Source organism: Komagataeibacter melaceti (genome assembly GCF_003403295.1).
In the GTDB taxonomy this organism is placed as follows: domain Bacteria; phylum Pseudomonadota; class Alphaproteobacteria; order Acetobacterales; family Acetobacteraceae; genus Komagataeibacter; species Komagataeibacter melaceti.
Window position 1 is genome coordinate 1 of the sequence record NZ_QUWV01000022.1, and the last position, 20,073, is coordinate 20,073.

At 59.3% G+C, this 20,073-nt stretch carries 18 protein-coding genes and 3 pseudogenes; 16 read left to right on the top strand and 5 right to left on the bottom strand.

All coding sequences use genetic code 11. The annotated features are described in order from the left end of the window. The coding region (locus tag DY926_RS02580; RefSeq protein ID WP_116701968.1) for an IS3 family transposase at window positions 1-533 on the top strand (533 nt) is incomplete at its 5' end. Between the two features lie 92 nt (window positions 534-625). Then, window positions 626-1,699: an alkene reductase gene (locus DY926_RS02585; RefSeq protein ID WP_087608926.1), complete on the top strand. Its 1,074-nt coding sequence runs from the start codon at window positions 626-628 to the stop codon at window positions 1,697-1,699. A 312-nt stretch (window positions 1,700-2,011) separates the two neighbouring features. Here DY926_RS02585 and DY926_RS02590 read toward each other — a convergent pair whose 3' ends face one another. Then, complete coding sequence (locus tag DY926_RS02590; RefSeq protein ID WP_110095978.1) at window positions 2,012-2,938, bottom strand: ketopantoate reductase family protein; 927 nt, start codon at window positions 2,936-2,938, stop codon at window positions 2,012-2,014. Window positions 2,939-3,023: 85 nt separating this feature from the next. Beyond that, entirely contained in the window at window positions 3,024-4,469 is a 1,446-nt protein-coding gene (locus DY926_RS02595; RefSeq protein WP_110095979.1) for a tyrosine-type recombinase/integrase, read from the bottom strand. Window positions 4,470-4,902: 433 nt separating this feature from the next. On the opposite strand from DY926_RS02595, the gene DY926_RS02600 reads away from it, so the two are divergent. From DY926_RS02600 to fghA, 7 genes and pseudogenes are all read left to right on the top strand, one after another. Next, entirely contained in the window at window positions 4,903-6,240 is a 1,338-nt protein-coding gene (locus DY926_RS02600) for a transposase (RefSeq protein ID WP_186336048.1), read from the top strand. After that, entirely contained in the window at window positions 6,230-7,006 is a 777-nt protein-coding gene (locus DY926_RS02605) for a segregation and condensation protein A (protein ID WP_116701969.1), read from the top strand. Before DY926_RS02600 ends, DY926_RS02605 begins: the two co-directional genes overlap by 11 nt. Before the next feature lie 519 nt (window positions 7,007-7,525). Then, window positions 7,526-8,896, top strand: a pseudogene (locus DY926_RS02610) (hypothetical protein). A gap of 284 nt (window positions 8,897-9,180) precedes the next feature. Continuing rightward, window positions 9,181-9,456, top strand: coding sequence for a formaldehyde-responsive transcriptional repressor FrmR (frmR, locus tag DY926_RS02615; protein WP_025829448.1), 276 nt, complete (start codon window positions 9,181-9,183; stop codon window positions 9,454-9,456). 41 nt (window positions 9,457-9,497) lie between these two features. Next, the gene (locus DY926_RS02620; protein WP_039733241.1) at window positions 9,498-10,607 is read left to right on the top strand and encodes an S-(hydroxymethyl)glutathione dehydrogenase/class III alcohol dehydrogenase; all 1,110 of its coding nucleotides are present in this window, start codon (window positions 9,498-9,500) and stop codon (window positions 10,605-10,607) included. Between the two features lie 59 nt (window positions 10,608-10,666). Next, window positions 10,667-11,068, top strand: coding sequence for a VOC family protein (locus tag DY926_RS02625; RefSeq protein WP_039733238.1), 402 nt, complete (start codon window positions 10,667-10,669; stop codon window positions 11,066-11,068). Between the two features lie 24 nt (window positions 11,069-11,092). Continuing rightward, a complete protein-coding gene (fghA, locus tag DY926_RS02630; protein ID WP_116701970.1) occupies window positions 11,093-11,920 on the top strand; it encodes an S-formylglutathione hydrolase in 828 nt (275 codons plus the stop codon). A gap of 175 nt (window positions 11,921-12,095) precedes the next feature. Here fghA and DY926_RS02635 read toward each other — a convergent pair whose 3' ends face one another. Beyond that, a complete protein-coding gene (locus DY926_RS02635; protein WP_082084838.1) occupies window positions 12,096-12,992 on the bottom strand; it encodes a LysR family transcriptional regulator in 897 nt (298 codons plus the stop codon). 101 nt (window positions 12,993-13,093) lie between these two features. Between DY926_RS02635 and DY926_RS02640 the strand changes: the two genes are divergently transcribed. From DY926_RS02640 to DY926_RS02650, 3 genes and pseudogenes are all read left to right on the top strand, one after another. Then, window positions 13,094-13,453 (top strand): YciI family protein, encoded by a 360-nt coding sequence (locus DY926_RS02640; RefSeq protein WP_039733242.1) that lies wholly within the window; start codon window positions 13,094-13,096, stop codon window positions 13,451-13,453. Continuing rightward, window positions 13,450-14,070, top strand: a complete 621-nt coding sequence (locus tag DY926_RS02645; RefSeq protein ID WP_039733240.1) for an NIPSNAP family protein — start codon at window positions 13,450-13,452, stop codon at window positions 14,068-14,070. The genes DY926_RS02640 and DY926_RS02645 overlap by 4 nt, the downstream gene beginning before the upstream one ends. A 245-nt stretch (window positions 14,071-14,315) precedes the next feature. Further along, window positions 14,316-14,567: pseudogene (locus DY926_RS02650) on the top strand (DUF932 domain-containing protein); the annotation flags it as partial. A 110-nt stretch (window positions 14,568-14,677) separates the two neighbouring features. Here the strand turns inward: DY926_RS02650 and DY926_RS02655 are convergent. Continuing rightward, on the bottom strand, window positions 14,678-15,928 hold the full coding sequence (locus DY926_RS02655; RefSeq protein ID WP_116701971.1) for an IS701-like element IS1452 family transposase: 1,251 nt from the start codon (window positions 15,926-15,928) through the stop codon (window positions 14,678-14,680). Between the two features lie 93 nt (window positions 15,929-16,021). Here DY926_RS02655 and DY926_RS02665 point away from each other — a divergent pair, with 93 nt between their 5' ends. Together DY926_RS02665 and DY926_RS02670 are read left to right on the top strand one after the other, a co-directional pair. After that, a complete protein-coding gene (locus DY926_RS02665; RefSeq protein WP_116701972.1) occupies window positions 16,022-16,831 on the top strand; it encodes an IS5 family transposase in 810 nt (269 codons plus the stop codon). Window positions 16,832-16,837: 6 nt separating this feature from the next. Then, window positions 16,838-17,257 (top strand): annotated as a pseudogene (locus DY926_RS02670) (DUF932 domain-containing protein); the annotation flags it as partial. Between the two features lie 493 nt (window positions 17,258-17,750). On the opposite strand, the gene DY926_RS02675 reads toward DY926_RS02670, so the two are convergent. Further along, window positions 17,751-19,094 carry an IS1380 family transposase gene (locus DY926_RS02675; protein ID WP_034926246.1) on the bottom strand — a complete coding sequence of 448 codons (1,344 nt, stop codon included), beginning with the start codon at window positions 19,092-19,094 and terminating at the stop codon, window positions 17,751-17,753. Between the two features lie 82 nt (window positions 19,095-19,176). On the opposite strand from DY926_RS02675, the gene tnpA reads away from it, so the two are divergent. Together tnpA and tnpB are read left to right on the top strand one after the other, a co-directional pair. Next, window positions 19,177-19,665: an IS66-like element accessory protein TnpA gene (gene tnpA / locus DY926_RS02680; protein ID WP_233045890.1), complete on the top strand. Its 489-nt coding sequence runs from the start codon at window positions 19,177-19,179 to the stop codon at window positions 19,663-19,665. Continuing rightward, complete coding sequence (gene tnpB, locus DY926_RS02685; RefSeq protein ID WP_019092242.1) at window positions 19,662-20,009, top strand: IS66 family insertion sequence element accessory protein TnpB; 348 nt, start codon at window positions 19,662-19,664, stop codon at window positions 20,007-20,009. Before tnpA ends, tnpB begins: the two co-directional genes overlap by 4 nt. Window positions 20,010-20,073: the final 64 nt, after the last annotated feature.

Consider the following 20,073-nt stretch of genomic DNA (forward strand, 5'->3'; position numbering starts at 1 on the left):
AGGTCTGGTGTTCCGATATCACATATATTCCCATGAAACGGGGATTTCTCTATCTCGTGGCGATCATGGACTGGTTCACGCGCAAGGTCCTGTCCTGGCGTCTGTCGAACACGATGGACGTGGAGTTCTGTATCGAGGCGCTACAGGATGCCCTCATGCGCTATGGCGCCCCGGACATTTTCAATACTGACCAGGGGTCGCAATTTACGACACCCCGTTTCAGCGGGATACTGGAAGAGCGTCAGATCCGCATCAGTATGGACGGGCGTGGGCGATGGCTGGATAACGTGTTCATCGAGCGTCTGTGGCGGTCGCTGAAATATGAATGCGTCTACCTGCACGCGTTCGAGACCGGATCAGAGCTGAGGGCCGGGCTTGGCAGATGGATCGCCCATTATAACGAAAGGCGTCCGCATACGGCGCTGGCTGGACGTACGCCCGATGAGGCGTATTATGACGTGCCGACGCCATCTGGTCCGGGGTTAACCCCGGACCAGATGGCCAACAGCAACGCCGTCAGAAGGGCGGCATAACAACAATCGGGTATAGCTTATCAAGCCCGCAAAACTGTCCGAACGGACGGGACCACCTCACTAGGAACTGCGTTTTTTAAGAAGGATCTGTCATGCCCAGCCTGTTTGAGCCGATTGAACTGGGAAGCATTTACGCAAAAAACAGAATTCTCATGGCGCCGCTGACACGTGGCCGGGGCACCCGCGAGCATGTACCCACTCCCATCATGGCCGAATATTACGCGCAACGCGCTGGGGCCGGTCTGATTATCTCGGAAGCGACTGGTATCAGCCGCGAAGGTCTTGGCTGGCCGTATGCGCCGGGTCTGTGGTCGCAGGAACAGGTAGAAGCCTGGAAGCCTATCACCGCTGCAGTCCATGCAAAGGGCGGAAAGATCGTGGCCCAGATCTGGCACATGGGCCGCATGGTGCATTCCAGCGTGACGGGTCAGCAGCCTGTGTCCTGCTCGGCGACAAAAGCACCTGAAGCGCTCCATACTTATGACGGCAAACAGGCTCCCGAAATTGCCCGTCCTCTTACCAGGGAGGACATTGCCCGCATCCTGGACGATTATGAAAACGCCGCTCGCAATGCTCTTCAGGCAGGCTTTGACGGTGTGCAGATTCATGCCGCCAACGGTTACCTGATCGACGAATTCCTGCGGGACGGCACCAACCATCGTTCCGACGAGTATGGCGGTTCGCCGGAAAAGCGCATCCGCTTTCTGCGTGAAGTCACGGAACGCGTGATCGCAACGATTGGCGCGGACAAAACGTCAGTACGGCTGTCCCCCAATGGCGATACGCAGGGCTGCATCGACAGCCATCCCAAGCAGGTTTTTGTGCCGGCGGCAAAGCTGTTGAACGACCTCGACATCGCTTTTCTTGAACTGCGCGAACCCGGACCGAATGGCACGTTCGGCAAGACCGATCAGCCCAAGCTGCATGGCCCGATCCGCGAAGTGTTTAAGAAGCCGCTGGTTCTGAATCAGGACTACACACGCGATGAAGCGATCGAGACAGTTGCAACCGGTGTTGCAGATGCCATTTCATTCGGTCGCCCATTCATCGCCAATCCGGACCTCGTGCGTCGTCTGGAAGACAATCTGCCCCTGAACAAGGACGATATCCGCACCTGGTACTCGCAGGGTGCAGAAGGCTATACCGATTATCCACTTGCTCGCTGACACCCTATTTTTTCCCGCAAGCTCCTTCCAGGGAAAGGAGCTTGCATTTTAACTATAGAAAACATTTAGATGCCGACCTGATACTTGTCATGTGCAGGATGAAATCACTTGAATATTTCTACCCCCTGTCATGAATTTGAATGCTGCGAAAGCCTGTTTTTGGTAGTCCCTATGACAGCCGACTATCTCCTTTCTCCCAAGTCAGACGTTTCATTCCGGCTGTTCATGTGGGAAGAATTATCGTCGAATAAGGCGGCCATGATCTATGAAGCGGATGTGTCCGCCGGTACCTCGTGTCCGCCCTGTGCGTCTTCACGCATGCCTTTGCTGTTCATACACGCGCAGATTCAGATCCGTGAGATCCAGGAGAGGCGTAGGGATCTGATGGACGCGTGCCCGCCTGACCAGGTCACCAATAATCTGCTGCGCCTCCACAGGAGCGCCCTGCAGCAGATCCCGGAACATGGAGGACGTCAGGGTGGAGTCCGTTTTCGTCAGGAGACTGACAGTGCTCTTCAGGGTGGCATCCCGCAGGGGATAACCGGCAGCAGCGGCCGTTGACGCACATTCATGGATCACCGCCTGTGCAAAATCCTGACCTGCTGGCTGGCTGGCGACATCCCCCACGGTTCCGCGCATCAGGCAGCAGATGCTGCCCAGGGCGGCGAGCAGAACCCATTTGTCCCACATGTCCTGCAGGATGTGGGTGGAACACACGGTTTCAAATCCGGGCCCCGACAGGGTTTCCGCAATACTGCACGTCGCTGGCGTCTCACGACCGTCCCGCTCCCCCACGGAAAGCCGGGGGAGAGAACCCGCCTGGACAATGCGCCCCTGCGCATCAAGCTTGCTGACGATAAAGCACGTCCCCCCCATGACCGCGGCAGGGCCAAAGCGGTCTGCCAGACTATCAAGATGCTGCATGCCGTTGAGAAGCGGGACAATCCATGTTTGCGGTCCCACCGCAGGCGCAAAATCGTTCATTGCCGCCATCAGGGAATAGGCTTTTACGCTGAGCAGGATGATGTCGTAGGGACCCTCAATCCCACCGGCCATCACCATCCGGGGGGCGATGGTGACGTTGCCAACAGAACTGATCAGGCACAGGCCCTCGGCACGGAGCTGCTGCAGGCGCCTTTCGCGCACCAGAAAGGTCACGTCATGCCCGGCGCCGGCCATGCGCGCGCCAAAATATCCACCCACGGCACCCGCGCCGACAACAAGAATTCTCGAGCCCATGACGCTGTTTCCTCTCTTTGGTCCGCCTGACGTGTTGCGGTTGAAGGCGAGTTGAAGCGCTCTGGAGGCAGGGGTCAAGACAGGTTCAGAATCTCGATCTTCCGGGGTGCCGGGCCTTGATGCAGGCCGCGTCGATATAGGTCTCGACGACCTGGAGACTTTTGTGCCGCGAGAAGCGCTTCAGCTCCAGGAGATCATACCCGTCTTTTGCCCCCGTGGTGATGGCGCCGCGGCGCAGGCTGTGTCCGCCAAAATCCCCTTCGAGGTGGGTGTCGCCGCATCGCCTGCGGATGATGTCCGTGACCGCCCGGTCCGACAGGGCGTGCGGCCCGATCCTGGGCGGGGCTCCGACGGGAGTGGCGCCCGCCCTGCGGTCCCGCGCGGACCAGATGCGCCGGAAGACCGGACCTTCCGTGATCCCGGCCTGCCGGAGCCAGGTCTCGTATGCCAGAACCGGGCAGTTCCGGGTCAGGCCCCGCGGGATGCCGATCAGAGTACCCTTGCGCTGGGGATCCCCCTTGGACCGGCCCAGCCGGATCTGCATGCCATCCTCGTCCACCGTGATGTCGTCCACCTTCAGTGCGGCAAGCTCGGAGCGCCGGAACGCACCGGCAAAACCGAGCAAAAGAATGGCCCGGTCCCGCGCACCGACCAGATCATGGGAACTGATGGCTTCGACGACCCGGACCAGCCTGTCCCAGGTGAGCGCAGTTTTCTGGCGGGGCAGGGTTTCTTTTGCTTCCCGACGGATGCCAGCAAGGGTTGCGGTCACCATCGGGTGGGCGGTGGGTACGGCAATCTGCGCCAGATGGTGCAGGTAGCGCAGGGCGGCACGATGCAGGTCGATGGTGCTGGTCCTGCGGCCCTGCAGCGCCATGTCGGCCAGATAGGCGGCAACATCCTCGCTGCGGGCCGGCAGGGCGGGCAGGGCATGGCCGGCAGCCCAGCGACACCAGGACCGCACGGCGGCGCGATAGGTGCGCAGCGTGTTTTCGGCCTTGCTGCGGTGCATATAGGCATCGGCGGCCTGACGTGCCGTAGCCAGGCGGCCATCATGTTCGGGGAGGGGCTGTGCCGAGACGACGGAAAACCATTGCGCGACGGCAGCAGCCGGTTGCCCGACGGGCGCAGGGGGCGCTGCGTCTGCCGTCTCGGAACGGGAGCCTACGGACTGGAGCGGCCGGAACCAGGCCAGGAAGCTGGGCACGCCATCATCGATTTCCAGACCGACGGCCAGTTCAAACCCTGATGGGATATCGGCGACATGGTCCTGAGCCATCTGTTGGGCGGCCGACGCATACGGCACGCCTTGGGCGAGGGGGGTATCCGGGGAATAGCTACCGTCCGGCAATTCGATGCCCGCCAGAAGCAGGGGCAGGGGCGGTGTGAAACATGCGGTCGAGAGGATTTCGCGCCAGCGCGCCGGATCCTGTGTCTCGGCCAGACGCTGCCGCGTCAGAGGGTCAACGCGGGCGTGCAACGCGGCCTGCGCGCGCCTGCTGGAGCCGAGGATCCGGACATCGCTCAGCATGGCAGGCTTGCCCGCGCGTATGGCCCCTGGCCGTCACTTGGGCAGCAGGGAAGGGGCACACAGACAGGCTTGGCGAAAAGGCTCGGAAACAGGCGCATTTCGGGATTTTAGCAGGCATTTTGGAATTTTTCATCTACTTCCGACAAGATAACTTATCGGAAGTAGGAGTTTGATTGGCCGAATTTTGCCCAGCGAGGAAGGGAGGGAGCAGAAAGTCCGGGAAACCGCGCCTTTCGGGATCAATCGGGCGCTTTTCCGTTCTCAAAAACCCGTTAACATGATATGACCTATTATATGACGCGAGAACGCCTTAATATGGTCAGGGTCAGGCGGCGCAGTTGCCTGCTAAGGGTGGGTAGGCTGCCTGCTTCCGCCGTCCGTCCGCCGTCGACCTGCAGGGCGTGCGGGGCGGAAAACCGGGGATCCGATCAGAATGGCTGAGACTGGCCGACCGCTGCAGGCGGCGCGGCCGCCGACCGGCCTGTCGCCGGCCACGGCGCGGGCCTATGCGGCCTCCTGGCGCGCCTTTGTCAGGACCCAGCCAGCCGATAGCGGCTTTCCGGTCGGCCCCGTCGCGGTGGCAGCGTGGCTGGACGCCCGGGCCAAGGCCGGACGGCCGCGGCAGAGCCTGGTGGTGGATCGCGCGGCGCTGACGGCCTGGTGTGCCGCCAATGGCGAGGGGCTTGATGTCGCCCTCCCCGCCACACGGGTGCGCCGGACCGGGGCTGGGGTCGATGCGGCTTCTCTGCTGGCTGCCGCGCGACGCTGCGGGCCCGACCTGCCCGGCCTGCGCGACCGGGCCTTGCTGTTGCTGGCGGCCACGCTGGACATCGGCGCCGAGGCCTTGGCCCGGCTGACGGTAGAAGACATCAGCGACACGACGGACGGGATGACCGTCGCCCTGCTGCGGCCCCGGTCCGGGCGCCACCAGTTGCGCCGGTTGCGGCGGCGCCGGGAGTTGGCCGTCTGTCCGGTGCGATCCTGGGCCGTCTGGCGCGATGCCGCGCAACTGCGCTGGGGGGCAGCGTTCCGGGGGATCGATGCGCCTGGCACGGTCGGGGATCCATTGTCGGTGCCGGGGATCCGGTTCGTGCTGGACCGGGCACTTGGACGTTCCGATCGCCCGGCCCACCGGACACGGCGGACGAAATCCGGCACCCCGCCAGAGTCCTCAGTCCGGACGCCAGCGCGTCAACGTATGCTGAGACCGGCCCCGGACTGGATCCGGACGACGCTCACGGTAAGCGGTCCGGTAGATGCAGTGGCCCGGTTCCGGATGGCGGCCCAGGGGCCGGGGATCATTCCCTGGCAGGTGGATTTTGACTACGAACAGGCCCGCCTGCTGGCGCCGATGGCGGGGAAGGGGGCGCAGGCGGTGACGCTGGCCCGGCTGCTGCGCCAGGCGTCCGAGCGCCTGCATCAAATCGCCCTACAGCATCAGGCGGCAGGCTCCCCTGCTTGTGCCTTTGACCTGCACCGGCTGGTACCGGTTCCCGGTCCCATTCTGGAAGCCGGGGCGGACTCCCGTGCGGCGGCGGCCTGGCTGCAGGCACAGTGGGGCACGCTGCTACCGTTGCGTCGGGTGGAGGTCGAAGCCCCGCGCGACCAGCGCGTCCGCCGCAGTGCCCGGCTGGTCTACCACTTCTGGTCGGCGGAGTGGACGCCGTGGCAGGCGCTGGACCGGGTGCGGACGGATTGGCCAGATCTGGTGTTCGACATCCGGCCGCAATACGCGCGCGCTGATGCCGGGAAGACCGCCAATGCTGCCTGACGAGGACGACGACTGGGGTGACCCGCCGCGTCGGTTGCCGCGTCCAGCGGTGCCGGAATTCCATGTCGAGGGGTTTGACGGGCCGCTGGACCTGCTGCTGGATCTGGCGGAACGCCAGCGCCTGGATCTGGGCGTCCTGTCCATCGCAGATCTGGCGGCCCAGTTTGTCGCTGAGGCGGAACGTCTGGCCCAAACGACGCCGCTCATGCAGCGCGCGGACTGGGTGATCTGGATTGCCCGGCTTGTGTTCCTACGCTCGCGACTGCTGTTTGCCACGCAGGCGGAAAAGCAGGTTGCCGAGAGCGAAGCGCGCCGGACGGTGGATCAGATCGATATGCTGTTGCGGATGCGCGCGGCGGCGGACTGGCTGGAGACGCAGCCTCGGCTTGGGGTGTCGGTATTTACGCGGGGCAGGGCGGGTGCGGATAGGAGTGTTTCTGCATGGCAGGGGACGTATTTCAGTCTGATGGAAGCCTGTCTCGCTGCGCTGGAACGGGAATTGGTGAGGGTCAAGACATCCGCTCCGATCTATCGGATCGATGTGCCCTCCTACTGGCGTGTGACCGATGCATTGGTCCTTATCCGCGAGAAAATAAGGAACGGAACCTTTCGAAGCATATGGGACTGTGTTCCTGCGATGGCGTTTACCGAACCTGGGGGAACCATTGGTCGTCGAACGGCTGTGGCTGCGACATTTGTGGCTGGGCTGGAATTGGTGCGCCAGGGAGATGCGTCGATCGATATGGTTAAATTTCCCATAGCATGATGCATCGTGGTTGCAGACTCTCTGGAATGGTCAGGATCTCGCGATTAGATCCGCTTTCGCGTAGGCAAGGATGGGAATACGCGACTGAGTTTATGTTACACTGCATATTGTCCATGAGGAACCGCATCTGCTTAATGAAGTATCCCTCGATATCCTGCCTCGCATTACCGATCAGTCCCATGTGAGAGAGATGCCACGATACTCGCGCTGGTACGGGCTTTCTGGCTTATAACCTGAAGGTCACAGGTTCAAATCCTGTCCCCGCAACCACACGTTAAGTGATTGATACCACACATTAAAACCCGCCCATTGAGGCGGGTTTTTTGTTGCCTAAAATCCCCCGCAGGAAACACATAGGAAACAGACGGAAAGGTACCGGGGCGCGATTTTGTCCACTTTCACAAATGCGTGATTTAAGAGCGAGGCACCCGGTCGCCTGTTTCGGGGTATCATTCTAGGCTTGTCGAGTCAGGACAGTCTGCCCTTCTGCTGTCCGTATCAGGAGATGCACGAGCAGCCATGGCCGCAGACGAACTCACGGGACTGATCCATTATCTCGGTCAGGAGGACTGGCAGGAGTGTTTTGGCGAAGTGCTCGGCGATCACATCGGTCCGGCGCTGGAAGCGGGCGACATCTCCTTCGAGGATCTGGCGGAGATGATCGGCCCTGACGTTGCCATGACGCTGTGGGGCTGCGCCTTCGAGGATTTTCTCGGGCAGGACTGGGATGACGGCCGGAACTTCGTCGACGTTTACCTCAAGCGTCGGAGCTGGAAGGAAGGGCCGCGTAACAGCGCCTACATGCGTGCCCTCAAGGCTTCGGTCATGAGCCTGTATGAAGTCTCGGACATCAGACCCGGCCAGAGCCTGATGGCGCGAGACCTGCTGCGGGGTAGTGATCCGGTTCTGGTGCATGAAGGCACGGCAACCCGGACACTGGAGCAGTGGGACCGGATTGCAGCACGTCTCGTGCCGTCCGATGGGAAGACCATTCTGGCAGGCGGACTGCTCGCCTATTCGCGGGGTGCCTGTGAGGATCTGGCTGCGAACCTTTACAGGGCTCTGCGGAAAAGACGGGGCAAGGCGGAGTTTCCGAAAGTCGATACGCAGACCCTGCGTGAGCTTGCGCCGATGTTCACGCTGACCTGGCTGTTCCGGACGCTGGAGGACATGGCCCGGCAGATGGAGGGGCCAGCTTTGTTCAATGGGGACGGAGAGGATCTGGTCTTCCACGAAGTGTGTTTTCCGCTGGCAAAGGGCGTGACGCAGAAGACAGTGGCGGACGTGCTTGACGGGATCATGGCCCTGCGACCGGAAAACCGGTCATTCTGGAACTGGCTGAAAGAGCCGATGAGCGATCCCGTGCGCAAGGCTGGACGGGATGAAAACGGGCGGTTCCTGCGCACGGAGATGGATGATGGCACGATCGTGCTGGGCACGCTGGACCTGAAGGGGCGGCAGTTGCGGCTGCAGGTGAACTCGAAAGAGCGCGCCGAACGTGGCCGTGCCATGCTGCAGGCCGGTCTGGGAGATCTCGTGCGCGCTCCGCTCACGCAGATCATGACGCCGGCGCAGGCGATGGAAGACCGGGGGACGCATGGACGGGAGGTCTCGCCAGAACTGCAGATCCCGCCCGAGGAGGAAGCCCAAATTATCGGGTAGATGCTGGAGCGGCACTATCGGCAGGTGCTTGATGAGCCAGTCCCGGCCCTGGGGGATATGACGCCGCGCCAGGCCGTCCAGACAGCCTCAGGGCGTAAAAAGGTGGCCATCTGGTTGAAGGATATCGAAAACACTACGGTCCGCGCCCAAGGGAGTGGCGGTGCCATGGCTGCCTACGATTTTGGGTGGATGTGGCGCGAACTCGGAATCATCGGGCTCAGGAAATAGTCCGCTTACGCCTCATCTCGGTCGTTTGGACCACAAGGTTGTTTGCCAAATAGCGGACATCAGCGCTTCAAAGCCTCGTTGCAGAGATTGTCTGGATCTCACTGATTGCACCTATTGAATGATCCCAAGACACAGACAGGCAACCCATGGACGTTATGGTGAAAATTTCAGCAATACGGAATTGTGATCGGATCATATGACAAGCACGTTCCTTATATCCCTTACATACTGCCCCATAGTATGAAAAGGATACTCAAGGGTAGTATATTCGGGAGTAAGCGTTCGTGCCGCACACACCGGCTGAGAAAAAGCGCGTTCTGACCCGCGTGCGCCGTATTCGCGGGCAACTTGATGCGCTGGAACAGGCTTTGGAGAAGGGAACTGATTGCGGTCCGGTGCTGCAACAGGTGGCGGCTATCCGGGGAGCGATCAACGGATTAATGGCCGGTGTTCTCGAAAGCCACCTGCGGGAAGAATTTGTTGAGTGTGCCGGTGATCGTGATGCTGCCAGTGGTTCGATCGAGAATGTGGTGTCACTCGTTCGATCCTATCTCCGGTAATGCCCTCGATGCTGGCTGATAGGTTATTTGGAGAAAAAATCATGAAATCACGGGCCGCAGTTGCTTTCGAGGCGGGTAAGCCCCTTGAGATTGTCGAGATCGATGTAGCGCCTCCTCGTGCTGGTGAGGTGCTCGTGCAGATCACGCATACGGGTGTGTGCCACACTGATGCGTTTACCCTGTCAGGGGATGATCCCGAGGGACTGTTCCCAGCCGTTTTGGGTCACGAAGGCGCGGGAATTGTCATCGAGGTCGGAGAAGGGGTCACCAGCGTTGCCCCCGGCGACCATGTCATTCCGCTTTACACGGCGGAATGCGGTGAATGTCTGTTCTGTAAGTCGGGAAAAACCAATCTCTGCATTTCAGTGCGCGCCACACAGGGTAAAGGCGTGATGCCGGATGGCACGACACGCTTCTCCTACAAAGGTCAGCCGATCCATCATTACATGGGGTGTTCGACGTTCAGCGAATACACGGTTGTCGCCGAGGTTTCTCTGGCAAAAATCAATCCCGCATCCAATCCAGAGCATGTCTGTCTGTTGGGATGTGGCGTCACCACAGGGATTGGTGCGGTACACAACACGGCCAAGGTGCAGCCGGGAGATACGGTTGCCGTCTTCGGTCTGGGCGGGATCGGTCTCGCGGTCATTCAGGGAGCGCGACAGGCAAAGGCTGGCCGGATTTTCGCTATTGATACCAACCCGGAAAAGTTTGAACTTGCCAAAGCATTCGGCGCCACGGAATTCCTCAACCCCAAGGATTATGACAAACCGATTCAGCAGGTTCTTGTGGAAATGACCGGCTGGGGTATTGATCATACATTTGAATGTATCGGAAACGTCAACGTCATGCGCGCGGCGTTAGAAGCCGCGCATCGTGGGTGGGGGCAGTCGATCGTCATCGGGGTGGCAGGGGCCGGTCAGGAAATTTCGACCCGTCCCTTCCAGCTTGTGACGGGGCGTTCGTGGCGCGGCTCGGCTTTCGGTGGGGTCAAGGGACGCAGCCAGCTTCCCGGCATGGTCGAAGATGCCATGCGTGGCGATATCGAACTTGCGCCTTTCGTAACCCACACCATGCCGCTCGAAGACATCAATACGGCCTTCGATCTGATGCATGAAGGAAAATCCATCCGTTCCGTCATTCATTTCTAAGGTCTGCGTCTCACCGCGCAACATCATTTCCAATGGTTGGAAATTACAGGAGAACGATCATGGCAGTTATTTCCGGTGACGGTGTTTTCTCTCATGTTTTTCTTGGGGCAGTGGATACTGCGGTATCCGCGAAATTCTATGACGCCGCGCTTGCGGCTCTGGGCATAAAAAACCTGGGGCCGTTCGGGCATGGGTGGATTCTGTATGGCCGCGAAAAGCCAGCCTTCATCATTGCACGTCCAGGCAACGGTGAAGCGCCCTCAAGCAACGGTGTCACCATCGGTTTTGCAGCAGCGACACCCGCCGAAGTGGAGGCTTTTCATGCCGCAGGTCTTGCCAATGGGGGAGCCGATGAAGGCGCACCCGGTCCGCGAAGCCACTTACCGGGCGCTTACGCTGCCTATCTCCGGGATCCGGCAGGGAACAAGATCTGCACTTATACCTTCACGGACGGTAACTGACATGCGCAAAAGGCAGTGAGAGCCATGGAACGCAAGGAAACACACGCCTCTTTTGGGGGCGTGCAGGAAGTCTGGCGACACAAGTCCGTGTCGTTGGGTGTGGAAGCAAACTTCGCGATCTACCTGCCGCCGCAGGCAAAAACTGAAAAGGTTCCCGTTCTTTACTGGCTCTCCGGTCTGACATGTACGGAGCAGAATTTCATTGGCAAGGCTGGCGCGCAACGCGTGGCCGCAGAACTGGGCATCGCCATTGTCGCGTCGGATACCAGTCCACGGGGCGTGGGTGTGGCTGATGACGATGCGTACGATCTTGGACAGGGTGCCGGATTTTACCTCAATGCGACGCAGGAGCCGTGGGCTGTGCATTATCGGATGTATGATTACGTCGTCACGGAACTTCCTGCGCTGATTGAGGCGAGCTTTCCGGTTACGCAGCAGCGAGGCATTGCGGGACATTCGATGGGTGGATCTGGCGCCATCATGATCGCGCTGCGTAATCCTGGCCGCTATCGTTCTGTGTCAGCCTTTTCACCCATTGTGGCACCAACGCAGGTACCATGGGGTGAAAAAGCATTCAGTGCTTATCTGGGGCCGGATCGTGCCAGTTGGGCAGCCTATGACCCGCTTGAACTTGTGCGGACAGCGAAGGAAAGACTGCCTGTTCTGATAGATCAGGGTCTGGCGGACCAGTTTCTGAAAGAACAGCTCAGGCCAGAACTGTTCCAGGAAGCCGCACAGAATGCAGGGCAGGAACTCATCCTGAATCTTCGTCCTGATTACGATCACAGCTATTATTTTGTAGCCAGTTTTATTGCAGATCATCTCAGATATTTCGTGAGTAAACTACGATGAATAGATTGTCTGTCTTTTGGGATCCGGAATTTTCTGGCTTTGAGTGGAGATGAAATCTGTTAGGGGCATCTTTCAAACTGTGAAATCAGCTGGCAGCTTGCCGTGTGGGCTTGAGCGTACCGTCGAAGAGCATGGACCTTTCGACGCGCCGGAGCATCGTAGGATATCTCAGATGTCATGGCGGAAAGGCGTTTTGAACTTCGATAACGAAACTCCGCAGTTTTGGGGTCATAGCAGGGCCGGCATTGTAAAGCAGATGCATCGGGCGACCAGGAACTCTCCACTGGGATAGAATGCGGACAAGGCGGCCAGAATCAAGTTCGGGCTTCAAGGCCTGTTCAGAACCCAATACTATGCCCTCTCCTGACAAGGTGAGGGCCAATAGAAAGCCCCAGTCGTTGGACGTCACAGTGCCAGAAACCATGACAGATCGTGTGCAGGTCTTTCGTATAAAGTGCCATGCTGTTCGTACAGAATTTGCAGAGTTTTCGTAGACAAGACACTGATGCCGGGCGAGTTCCTCAGGACTGTCCGGAGCGCCAAATTTTTCGAGATAGGCAGGCGCTGCGCAGACCGTGAGGGAATATGAGGCCAGAGGGCGACTGACGACCGTAAGATCGGGATCTGGCTCGCCAATACGAATGACAGCTTCATGGCCATCCAGCGTCGGATGAACCAGTTGATCCGTAAGGGATACTTGTAATCGTACCTTCGGGAATTTCTTCCGAAAATTATGTAGAAACATGGGGAACATGGTCCGCCCGAAGGTAACTGGTACGCTGACAGCAAGTGTACCACGTGGTTCGCCCAGCGTGTTGGCGGCAAGATTATCAGCACGCTCGACAGCCTTCAGGACGAGATGACATTGCTCGCAGTAAAGACTCCCTATTTCTGTGAGGCTCTGACGACGTGTCGTCCGATGGAGCAGGCGCGTGCCAAGATGACGCTCCAGAGCCTCTATATGTTTGGCCACCATCTGCGGCGATAAGGTCAGACGCTGAGCGGCCGCGGCAAAAGACCCCAGTTCCACAACCTTGATGAAAACCTTCATACTGGTCAAACGATCAAGCATTCATCATCCTCAGTTGTGACTGACATCTTCTATCGACAATTTATCTCTTAAAAAAGAGGAATATGTTGAGCCTGCTGATTGATCGGCAAGCATCTTCTCCGATGGAGCTCTTTAGAATGCCTATTTATCTTGTGCGAATGGATCATCCGGACGGCGACGGGTGGGGGCAGCATGTCGTGGCGCATGTGCTGTATCTCAAGCGCCTCATTCAGGAAGGTAGTCTTCTGGCTTCTGGTCCGCTGAAAGGCACCCCATTGCGGTCAGGTTTTCTGATCATGAAAGGTGCCAATCGGCAGGAGATTGAAGCGATGGTGGCTCGGGATCCGTTCTCGCCGGAAGGTTTGATCTGTGATCTTCGAATTGAAGAGTGGGATCCGCTGTTCGGTTGCCTGTCCAACCTATCGACCGGCAAACCGCCCGTGGAACTGCAATCTCTATTCCCATCCGAAGAACACTCATGATCTATGAAATGATTCGCTTTCGGACGGATGTTTTGGGAGTGCCAGCCCTCTCCCGTCTCCTGAAAGCACGGTTCTCGGATACCCTGAATCCTGTTGCGGGAAGCCTCACAGGGGTATGGCGAACGGAGATCGGTGAACTTGGAACGCTACTCCTGCTGCGTTCCTTTTCCTGTCAGGATGCCTTGCTTAAGGCGCGGCACAGAACACTGGAGTCCAGAACGCCCTTCGGTATCAAGATGAACGACGTTTTAATAGAAGCTGAGGCGTTTGAAGGCTTTCCGTTTCTTAAACCCCCGGAGTTTGGTGAATGTGGTGGACTCTATGAAATCCGAACTTACAGTTTAAAAGCTGGAGGGTTGGAACCGACCCTGAAAGCGTGGCAGAGTGCTCTGAAGCCTGCACAAGCCTATACCCGCCACCTGATCACCAACATGTTCGCGCTGGATGGTGCGTCACGCATCTGCCATATCTGGGCCTTCGACAGCTTTGAACAACGCAATATTCTGCGTCAGCAACATTACGTGGACGGACTTTGGCCGCCAAAAGGAGGGCCTGAGCAAATTATTCATGCCCAGTCCTGCCTTTGCTTACCGGAAACTTTCTCGCCATTACGGTGACGACGAAAAGCTCACAAATGTTCCCATGAATGACTGCTTTGCCAGCCTTGTCGCTTGATAACCGACATTCTGTTACCCCCCATCGCAGTCGTGATTTCCGATAAGTGACGGGAGCGCCGTGTTCCGGGATGAGGGGGCTGGGTGTTTCTGCGGTTGGATGGGATCCCGCGTGGGAAGTGGTGATCAGAGGAAGAGGGGGGCTTCGCCTTCTGTGCCGAATAACCGGCATAAGAGGAGAGTTTCCCATGACCATCATCCTGTCCCCCGCGTCCCGTGGTGCAGCTTCCGGCGGCTTCCGTATCGATCCGTCGCGTGGCGAACGGAGCGCCCGCGTGTCGTCCGAGTGGTTCTCCCGCCCTGATGATGAGCGCTACCTGTCACTGTCCGATCTGCACGCCGCCACACTTGCCCGTGCGGACCGGGCCACCGCCCGCACGGTGGAAAGCCGCGCCATTCGCGTGGAGGCGTCCCGCGACAATGCCGAGCGCCTAGCACTACAGTTGCATTTTGTGTCGTGAGTGAGCGCGGATAGCACTGGCCTGATGCGTTCGTCGAAAGACGGACCATCTGAGGATGTGAGAGACGGGTAGTCTGCGTTGTGCAAGTTTTACGACGAGGCGCCTGATCTCCTGAATGGACCAGCGGACAAGGACTGTCGTGTTCTGAGTTGTGTTTTTTTCGGTTTCAGTGAGTTTGCCTGGTAACGGACACTGGCCATGACGGCATAGGCCAGCATGACCAGAGAGACATGCCGATGCCAACCATGCCAGGAGCGGGTCTCGTTATGATCAAGACCAAATTCGTTTTTGGCCGTCTCGAACCCTTCTTCGATCCTCCAGCGCGTCCCTTCAACGTTCACCAGTTCCTGCGTGGTTGTCTCTTTCGGGCTCCAGGTCGTAAAATAGGCAAGGTCCCCGTCAGCGATGTTTCGGCGGATCAACAGGCCACGTGTCCATGGTCCGGCTATAGGGCAGTCAAATTCTTCAGCATCCAGATCAGCAAGCGGAAGATACGCCCAGTCATAAAGTCGCTCACCTTTTGTGCCGTGCCCCGCTGACAGACGACGCCAGGTCTGGTCTGGCAGTCCTGCTGCAATATCTTTCGCCTCTCCGGCAATCAGCGGTTCCGTTGCCCATGATCCGAACCAGTGATTGCCCTTGACCCCAAGCACATATCCAATTCCTGCCCGGCGAAGCGTGCGTTCTACGTCGCCCACGCCATACACGCTGTCTGCTGCAACCCAGCGGAACGGCACACCGGCCTCAATACTTCGCTCAATCATCATCGAGGCTAACGCCGGTTTGGTTGCAAACACCACGTCATCGGGAACGTGGGCCCGCTTCAGACGCTCAGGCTTTGATGTCCAGTCTTTCGGGAGATACAGGGCGCGGTCAATAAAGGCATGCCCCCGTTCCGAAACATAAGCGCCAAACACACCAATCTGGCAGTTCGTGATCTTGCCGGCAGATCCCGTATACTGCCGCCCCACACCGCAGGACGCCTGACCCTTCTTCAGAAAACCGGTCTCATCAATGACCAGCACGCCCTCTTCAGTGCCCAGATGCTCAATCACATAATCCCTGACGACGTCACGAAGGGCATCGGCATCCCAGTGCCCGCGTCCCAGAAGCGCCTGCTGCCGCCATGGACCAGGATCTCCTGCGGCTTCCGCTCGCATCCATCCCGTCTTGCGTGGTTCATTGCCAATCAAAACATCAAGAAAAGCACAGGCCGAATCTACGACACGTTTTTGCGTGAACAGCGGCGCCATCCGATCCTTGGCGGACCGAAGCGAGCGCGCCCATAATTCCAGCGTCTCTTCAACAGACGTACCGCCACTCATCATATCCTGAATCATGGTTACCCATAGATTCAGAACTCAACACAAAATGCAACTGTAGTGCTAGAGGGTGTTATGTACTTTCGTGTCTGATTGGTGCAGTAATGAGGGATGGCACCTGCACGCAAACCGTATCCCTCTGACGTATCAGATGAAGAATGGTCTCTGGTTGTCCCGTATCTGGTCCTGATGCGCGAGGATGCGCAACAACGACATCACGCATTGCGCGAACTGTTCAATGGATTGCGTTACGTGATCCGCTACGGAATTGCCTGGCGCGCCATGCCGAATGACCTTCCGCCGTGGTCGGCGGTCTACCAGCAATCCCGTCGCTGGATGGAGGCAGGTTGTTTTGACGCGTTGGTATCTGATCTGCGTGCCGTGCTGCGTATCGCTTCTGGCCGCAGGGCGGAGCCAACGGCCGCCATTCTCGACAGCCGGACATTACGTTCGACGCCGGAAAGCGGTTCCCGCGCCGGATATGATGGGGCCAAGCGCAAAAAGGGATCAAAGCTGCACATGGCCGTGGACACGCTGGGACACCTGCTGGCCCTGCATGTCACACCAGCCAGTCGGGATGATCGCGCCGAGGTGGGACGTCTTGCTGCCGCCATTCAGGATGCTACAGACGAGAGCGTTGAACAGGCCTATGTCGATCAGGGATATACCGGCGAGAAACCTGCCGGGGCAGCACGGGCCCAGGGGATCACCCTGGAGGTCGTCAGGTTGCCCGAAGCCAAACGCGGCTTTGTGCTGCTGCCGCGCCGATGGGTTGTTGAGCGATCTTTCGCATGGGCAACACGCTGTCGTAGGCTCGTCAAGGATTACGAGCGTTACGCTTCAACACTCGCAAGTCTCCATGTCATTGCGTTCGCGTGCTTCATGCTCAGAAACGCCGCTATACTCGCTCACGGTGCATAACACCCTCTAACCCTGACCGTGCCGGGGCAGCAGGAGCCGATTGCCCCCACACACTGGTCCTTCGGCCAGATGTGCAGCCTTGTCGGCGCGCCGTCGTCCTATCTGCGTAACCTGCCGGCTCCACTGGCGGCGATCAATCTCCAGCACGGCCTGCTGTCACACCGGGCCGAACTGATCAAGACGCTGGAGACGGAGGATGGGCGCGTGGAACTGCGCGCCGTGACCGGCCCCGATTACGGCCGCATCTGGGACCATGAACTGGTCGGTGCGGTGCGCAAGATCGCCGGTGACGGCACGGGCGATACCAACTGGAAGGTGCCCGGTGTGATCGACTGGGCCACCATGACCCATAATCCCTATGTCGACATCACGAAGGAGACCACGACGCTCTATGCATCGGACCGCGATGTCTTCCTGTTTCTGGTGCGCCGTATCGGCGCGTTTCACTGAGTGTAATCAACAGATTACTTGGATTGCTGGAGATTCCAATGCTCACCCGACTTACCTTGGCTGGTAACAGCTGCAACCGGGGAAACCCGGCGGGGGACCATAGCATGTCGGGAGTAAGGCTCGGGGCCGTCCAGGCAGGGACCGTCGGGTGGAGCAATCCACCGCTCCTGCGGAAGACCTTACCGTGTCAGGGCAAGACGTGCATGGTGAATGCTATACTGCGTGAACCCCAGACCTCGGGACTAGAGGAAGGTGGGAGAGTATCAACGGTTGCCGCTCTCTCTGACGCGAAAGCCAGGAAACTAGCCCATCTTATTCACGGCATTGAGTATTTTGCGTGGATTTTTCCGTTTCTATGGTTTGGGCGCGCGGGATCGCACCGGGTTGAGGCGGTGTCATTTTGAAACGGTGGATGGCTGCGGCTGGGGTTGCGAGGACGGGGCGCGTTCGGGGGCGATAGCCCCGTCTGTCATGGGCCGGCAGCCTGCATCGAGATGGCGAGACTGCGGAACAGCGCCGCTTCGGGACAGGCGGCGGCAAACGCGATACGGACACGGGTCGCGGTTTCCAGGATACGCCCGGCGATTTTCAGAAGACGATTTCGTAACGTGGTGAACTCGGCCGAGGCGAGCGGCTGTGGGGCTGGGATGGCGTCCCGCAGGGTGAGCATCAGCCAGTATGCGGCAGTGTGCAGCACCAGGCGGACCTGGTTGGCCAGTGGCGATCGACAGCTTGTGCGGTCGGATGCCAGTTGGCCCTTGTGACGCTTGATCAGGTTTTCGGCCTGTCCACGGGCACAGTAGAGGGCACCGTAGAGCCATTCGGCGTTGCCGCCTCGCAGGCTGGTGACCACGCAGCGTATGTCGAGCCCCAGCGTCGTGGCTTCGATCCGGGCGGCCACGCGCCGCTGTTGCTTCCAGGATTTCGCGCCATAACGGATTTCGGCATAGCCGCGCAGGGATTGCGCCCGCGTCTCGGCACGCCGGACGCGGATGTCATCGGCCGAGGGTTCGAGAAGCCGGTGCAGCACGCTGTTGCCCGGCAGGCCGAAGATGTAATCGACGTCATGCGCCTCGCACCAGGCCATGACTTCGGGACGTCCGTAATGACCATCCCCACGAATGGTCAGCCGGGTGTTGGGCCAGTGGCTGCGGATACGGCGGATCAGACGACGCAGGTGACCGCGAATTTCCTGTCCGGACGGGGTCTTGCCCGGGCGGATGATAATGGCAACCGGCCTCGACGTGGCGGCATCGTAAACATGGATCGGCATAAAGCACCGCTCGTCATGATGCGCGTTGAACAGGGCGAGTTGCTGATGACCGTGCACCACATCGACCGTATCGTCGATGTCGAGCGTCACCGCGGCGGGTGGCCGGGCGTAGCTGTCGCACCATGTATCGACCAGGGCATAGGTCAGGCGAATGACCTCGCGCAAAGTCGGGGCGTTCTCCCAACGCGAGATCGTGGGTTGCGAGCACAGATCCAGACCCGTATCGGGCAGTCGTCCGCAGGCGAGCTTGAAACCCGGATCGCACCGCAGGTGATCGAGGTCATCGGCGTCCTCGTAGCCGCAGGCAATGGCCAGCATACGGGCGCGCAGAATATCGGCCACGCCGTGTGTCACCCGTCGCGGATTGCGTGGATCGGCTATGAGCCGGGCGAGGCGATCGGCCATGCCGATCCGCCGCTCGGCGGCAGCCAGCAACAGGACACCACCATCCGAGGTGATCCGGCCACCATCAAAATCAGCCGTGATTTTCTTGTGTCGGATGGCTGGAAACAGGAACGGCTGGCTCGTATCGTCGGACATGGCGGGTGTGGCTCGGCGTGATCGTAAGCTCCCGGCGACTGACGCCTTGCTGAATACTTCTGGTCTGGTTCAGCTATGAAGCATGAGCGATTTAAGAGATAGGGACGCGGTACTACCTGCGAGTGTCGCAGGTAGTACCGCAGAGAGGCTCCAAAGGAGCGGTAGAGAGACAGGCGAGCGGGACAGGCTGGCGGACGCCTCGCGGATCAAGATCGTTTCGGATCGCCGCCGCTGGCACGCCCCTGAATTTCGCGCGCGAGTGGTCATCGCGTCCTACGAGAGCCGACGCCCAATAAGGGAGGTGGCTGCACAGTATGGGATCCATCCAAGTCTGGTGTTTCGCTGGCGGCGAGAGGCTCGGGCCAAAGCGCAGGCCAAAGGCGGGACATCGTTCATACCTGTCATGGTGGCCCCGGTCCCCGAGCCGCCGCCATTGGAGCGTCGGAGAGAACAGGGAACGCTGTCCGGCCAAGCCGTCAGCCTGGTCTTTCCGGACGGTGTGCGGCTGGAGTTCGACACAGGGCTGTCCGCTGATCGTCTGCGTGAGATTGTGGGCGCACTACGATCATGATCCCGCTTCCTTCCACGCTGAGGATATGGCTGGCGGCCGGTGTAACCGATATGCGCCTGGGGATGCCCGGGCTGGCGTTGAAGGTCCAGGAAGCACTGGGTCGTGACCCTTTCGCGGGTGACGTCTATGCCTTCAGGGGCCGACGCGGCGACCTGGTGAAACTGATCTGGCACGATGGGATCGGCCTTTCCTTATATGCGAAGCGGATCGAGCGCGGGCATTTCCTGTGGCCTTCGGCAAAGGACGGAGCGATCCATCTCTCCCCGTCACAATTGACTTGTCTGCTGGAGGGTGTGGATTGGCGCAATCCGCAGAAAACATGGAGACCTGAACTGGCGGGATAATAAAAACCGCGCCAGGTCAGCATATACTGGTACCCTTTTGAGCGCCCATGTGATCAACTGCCTT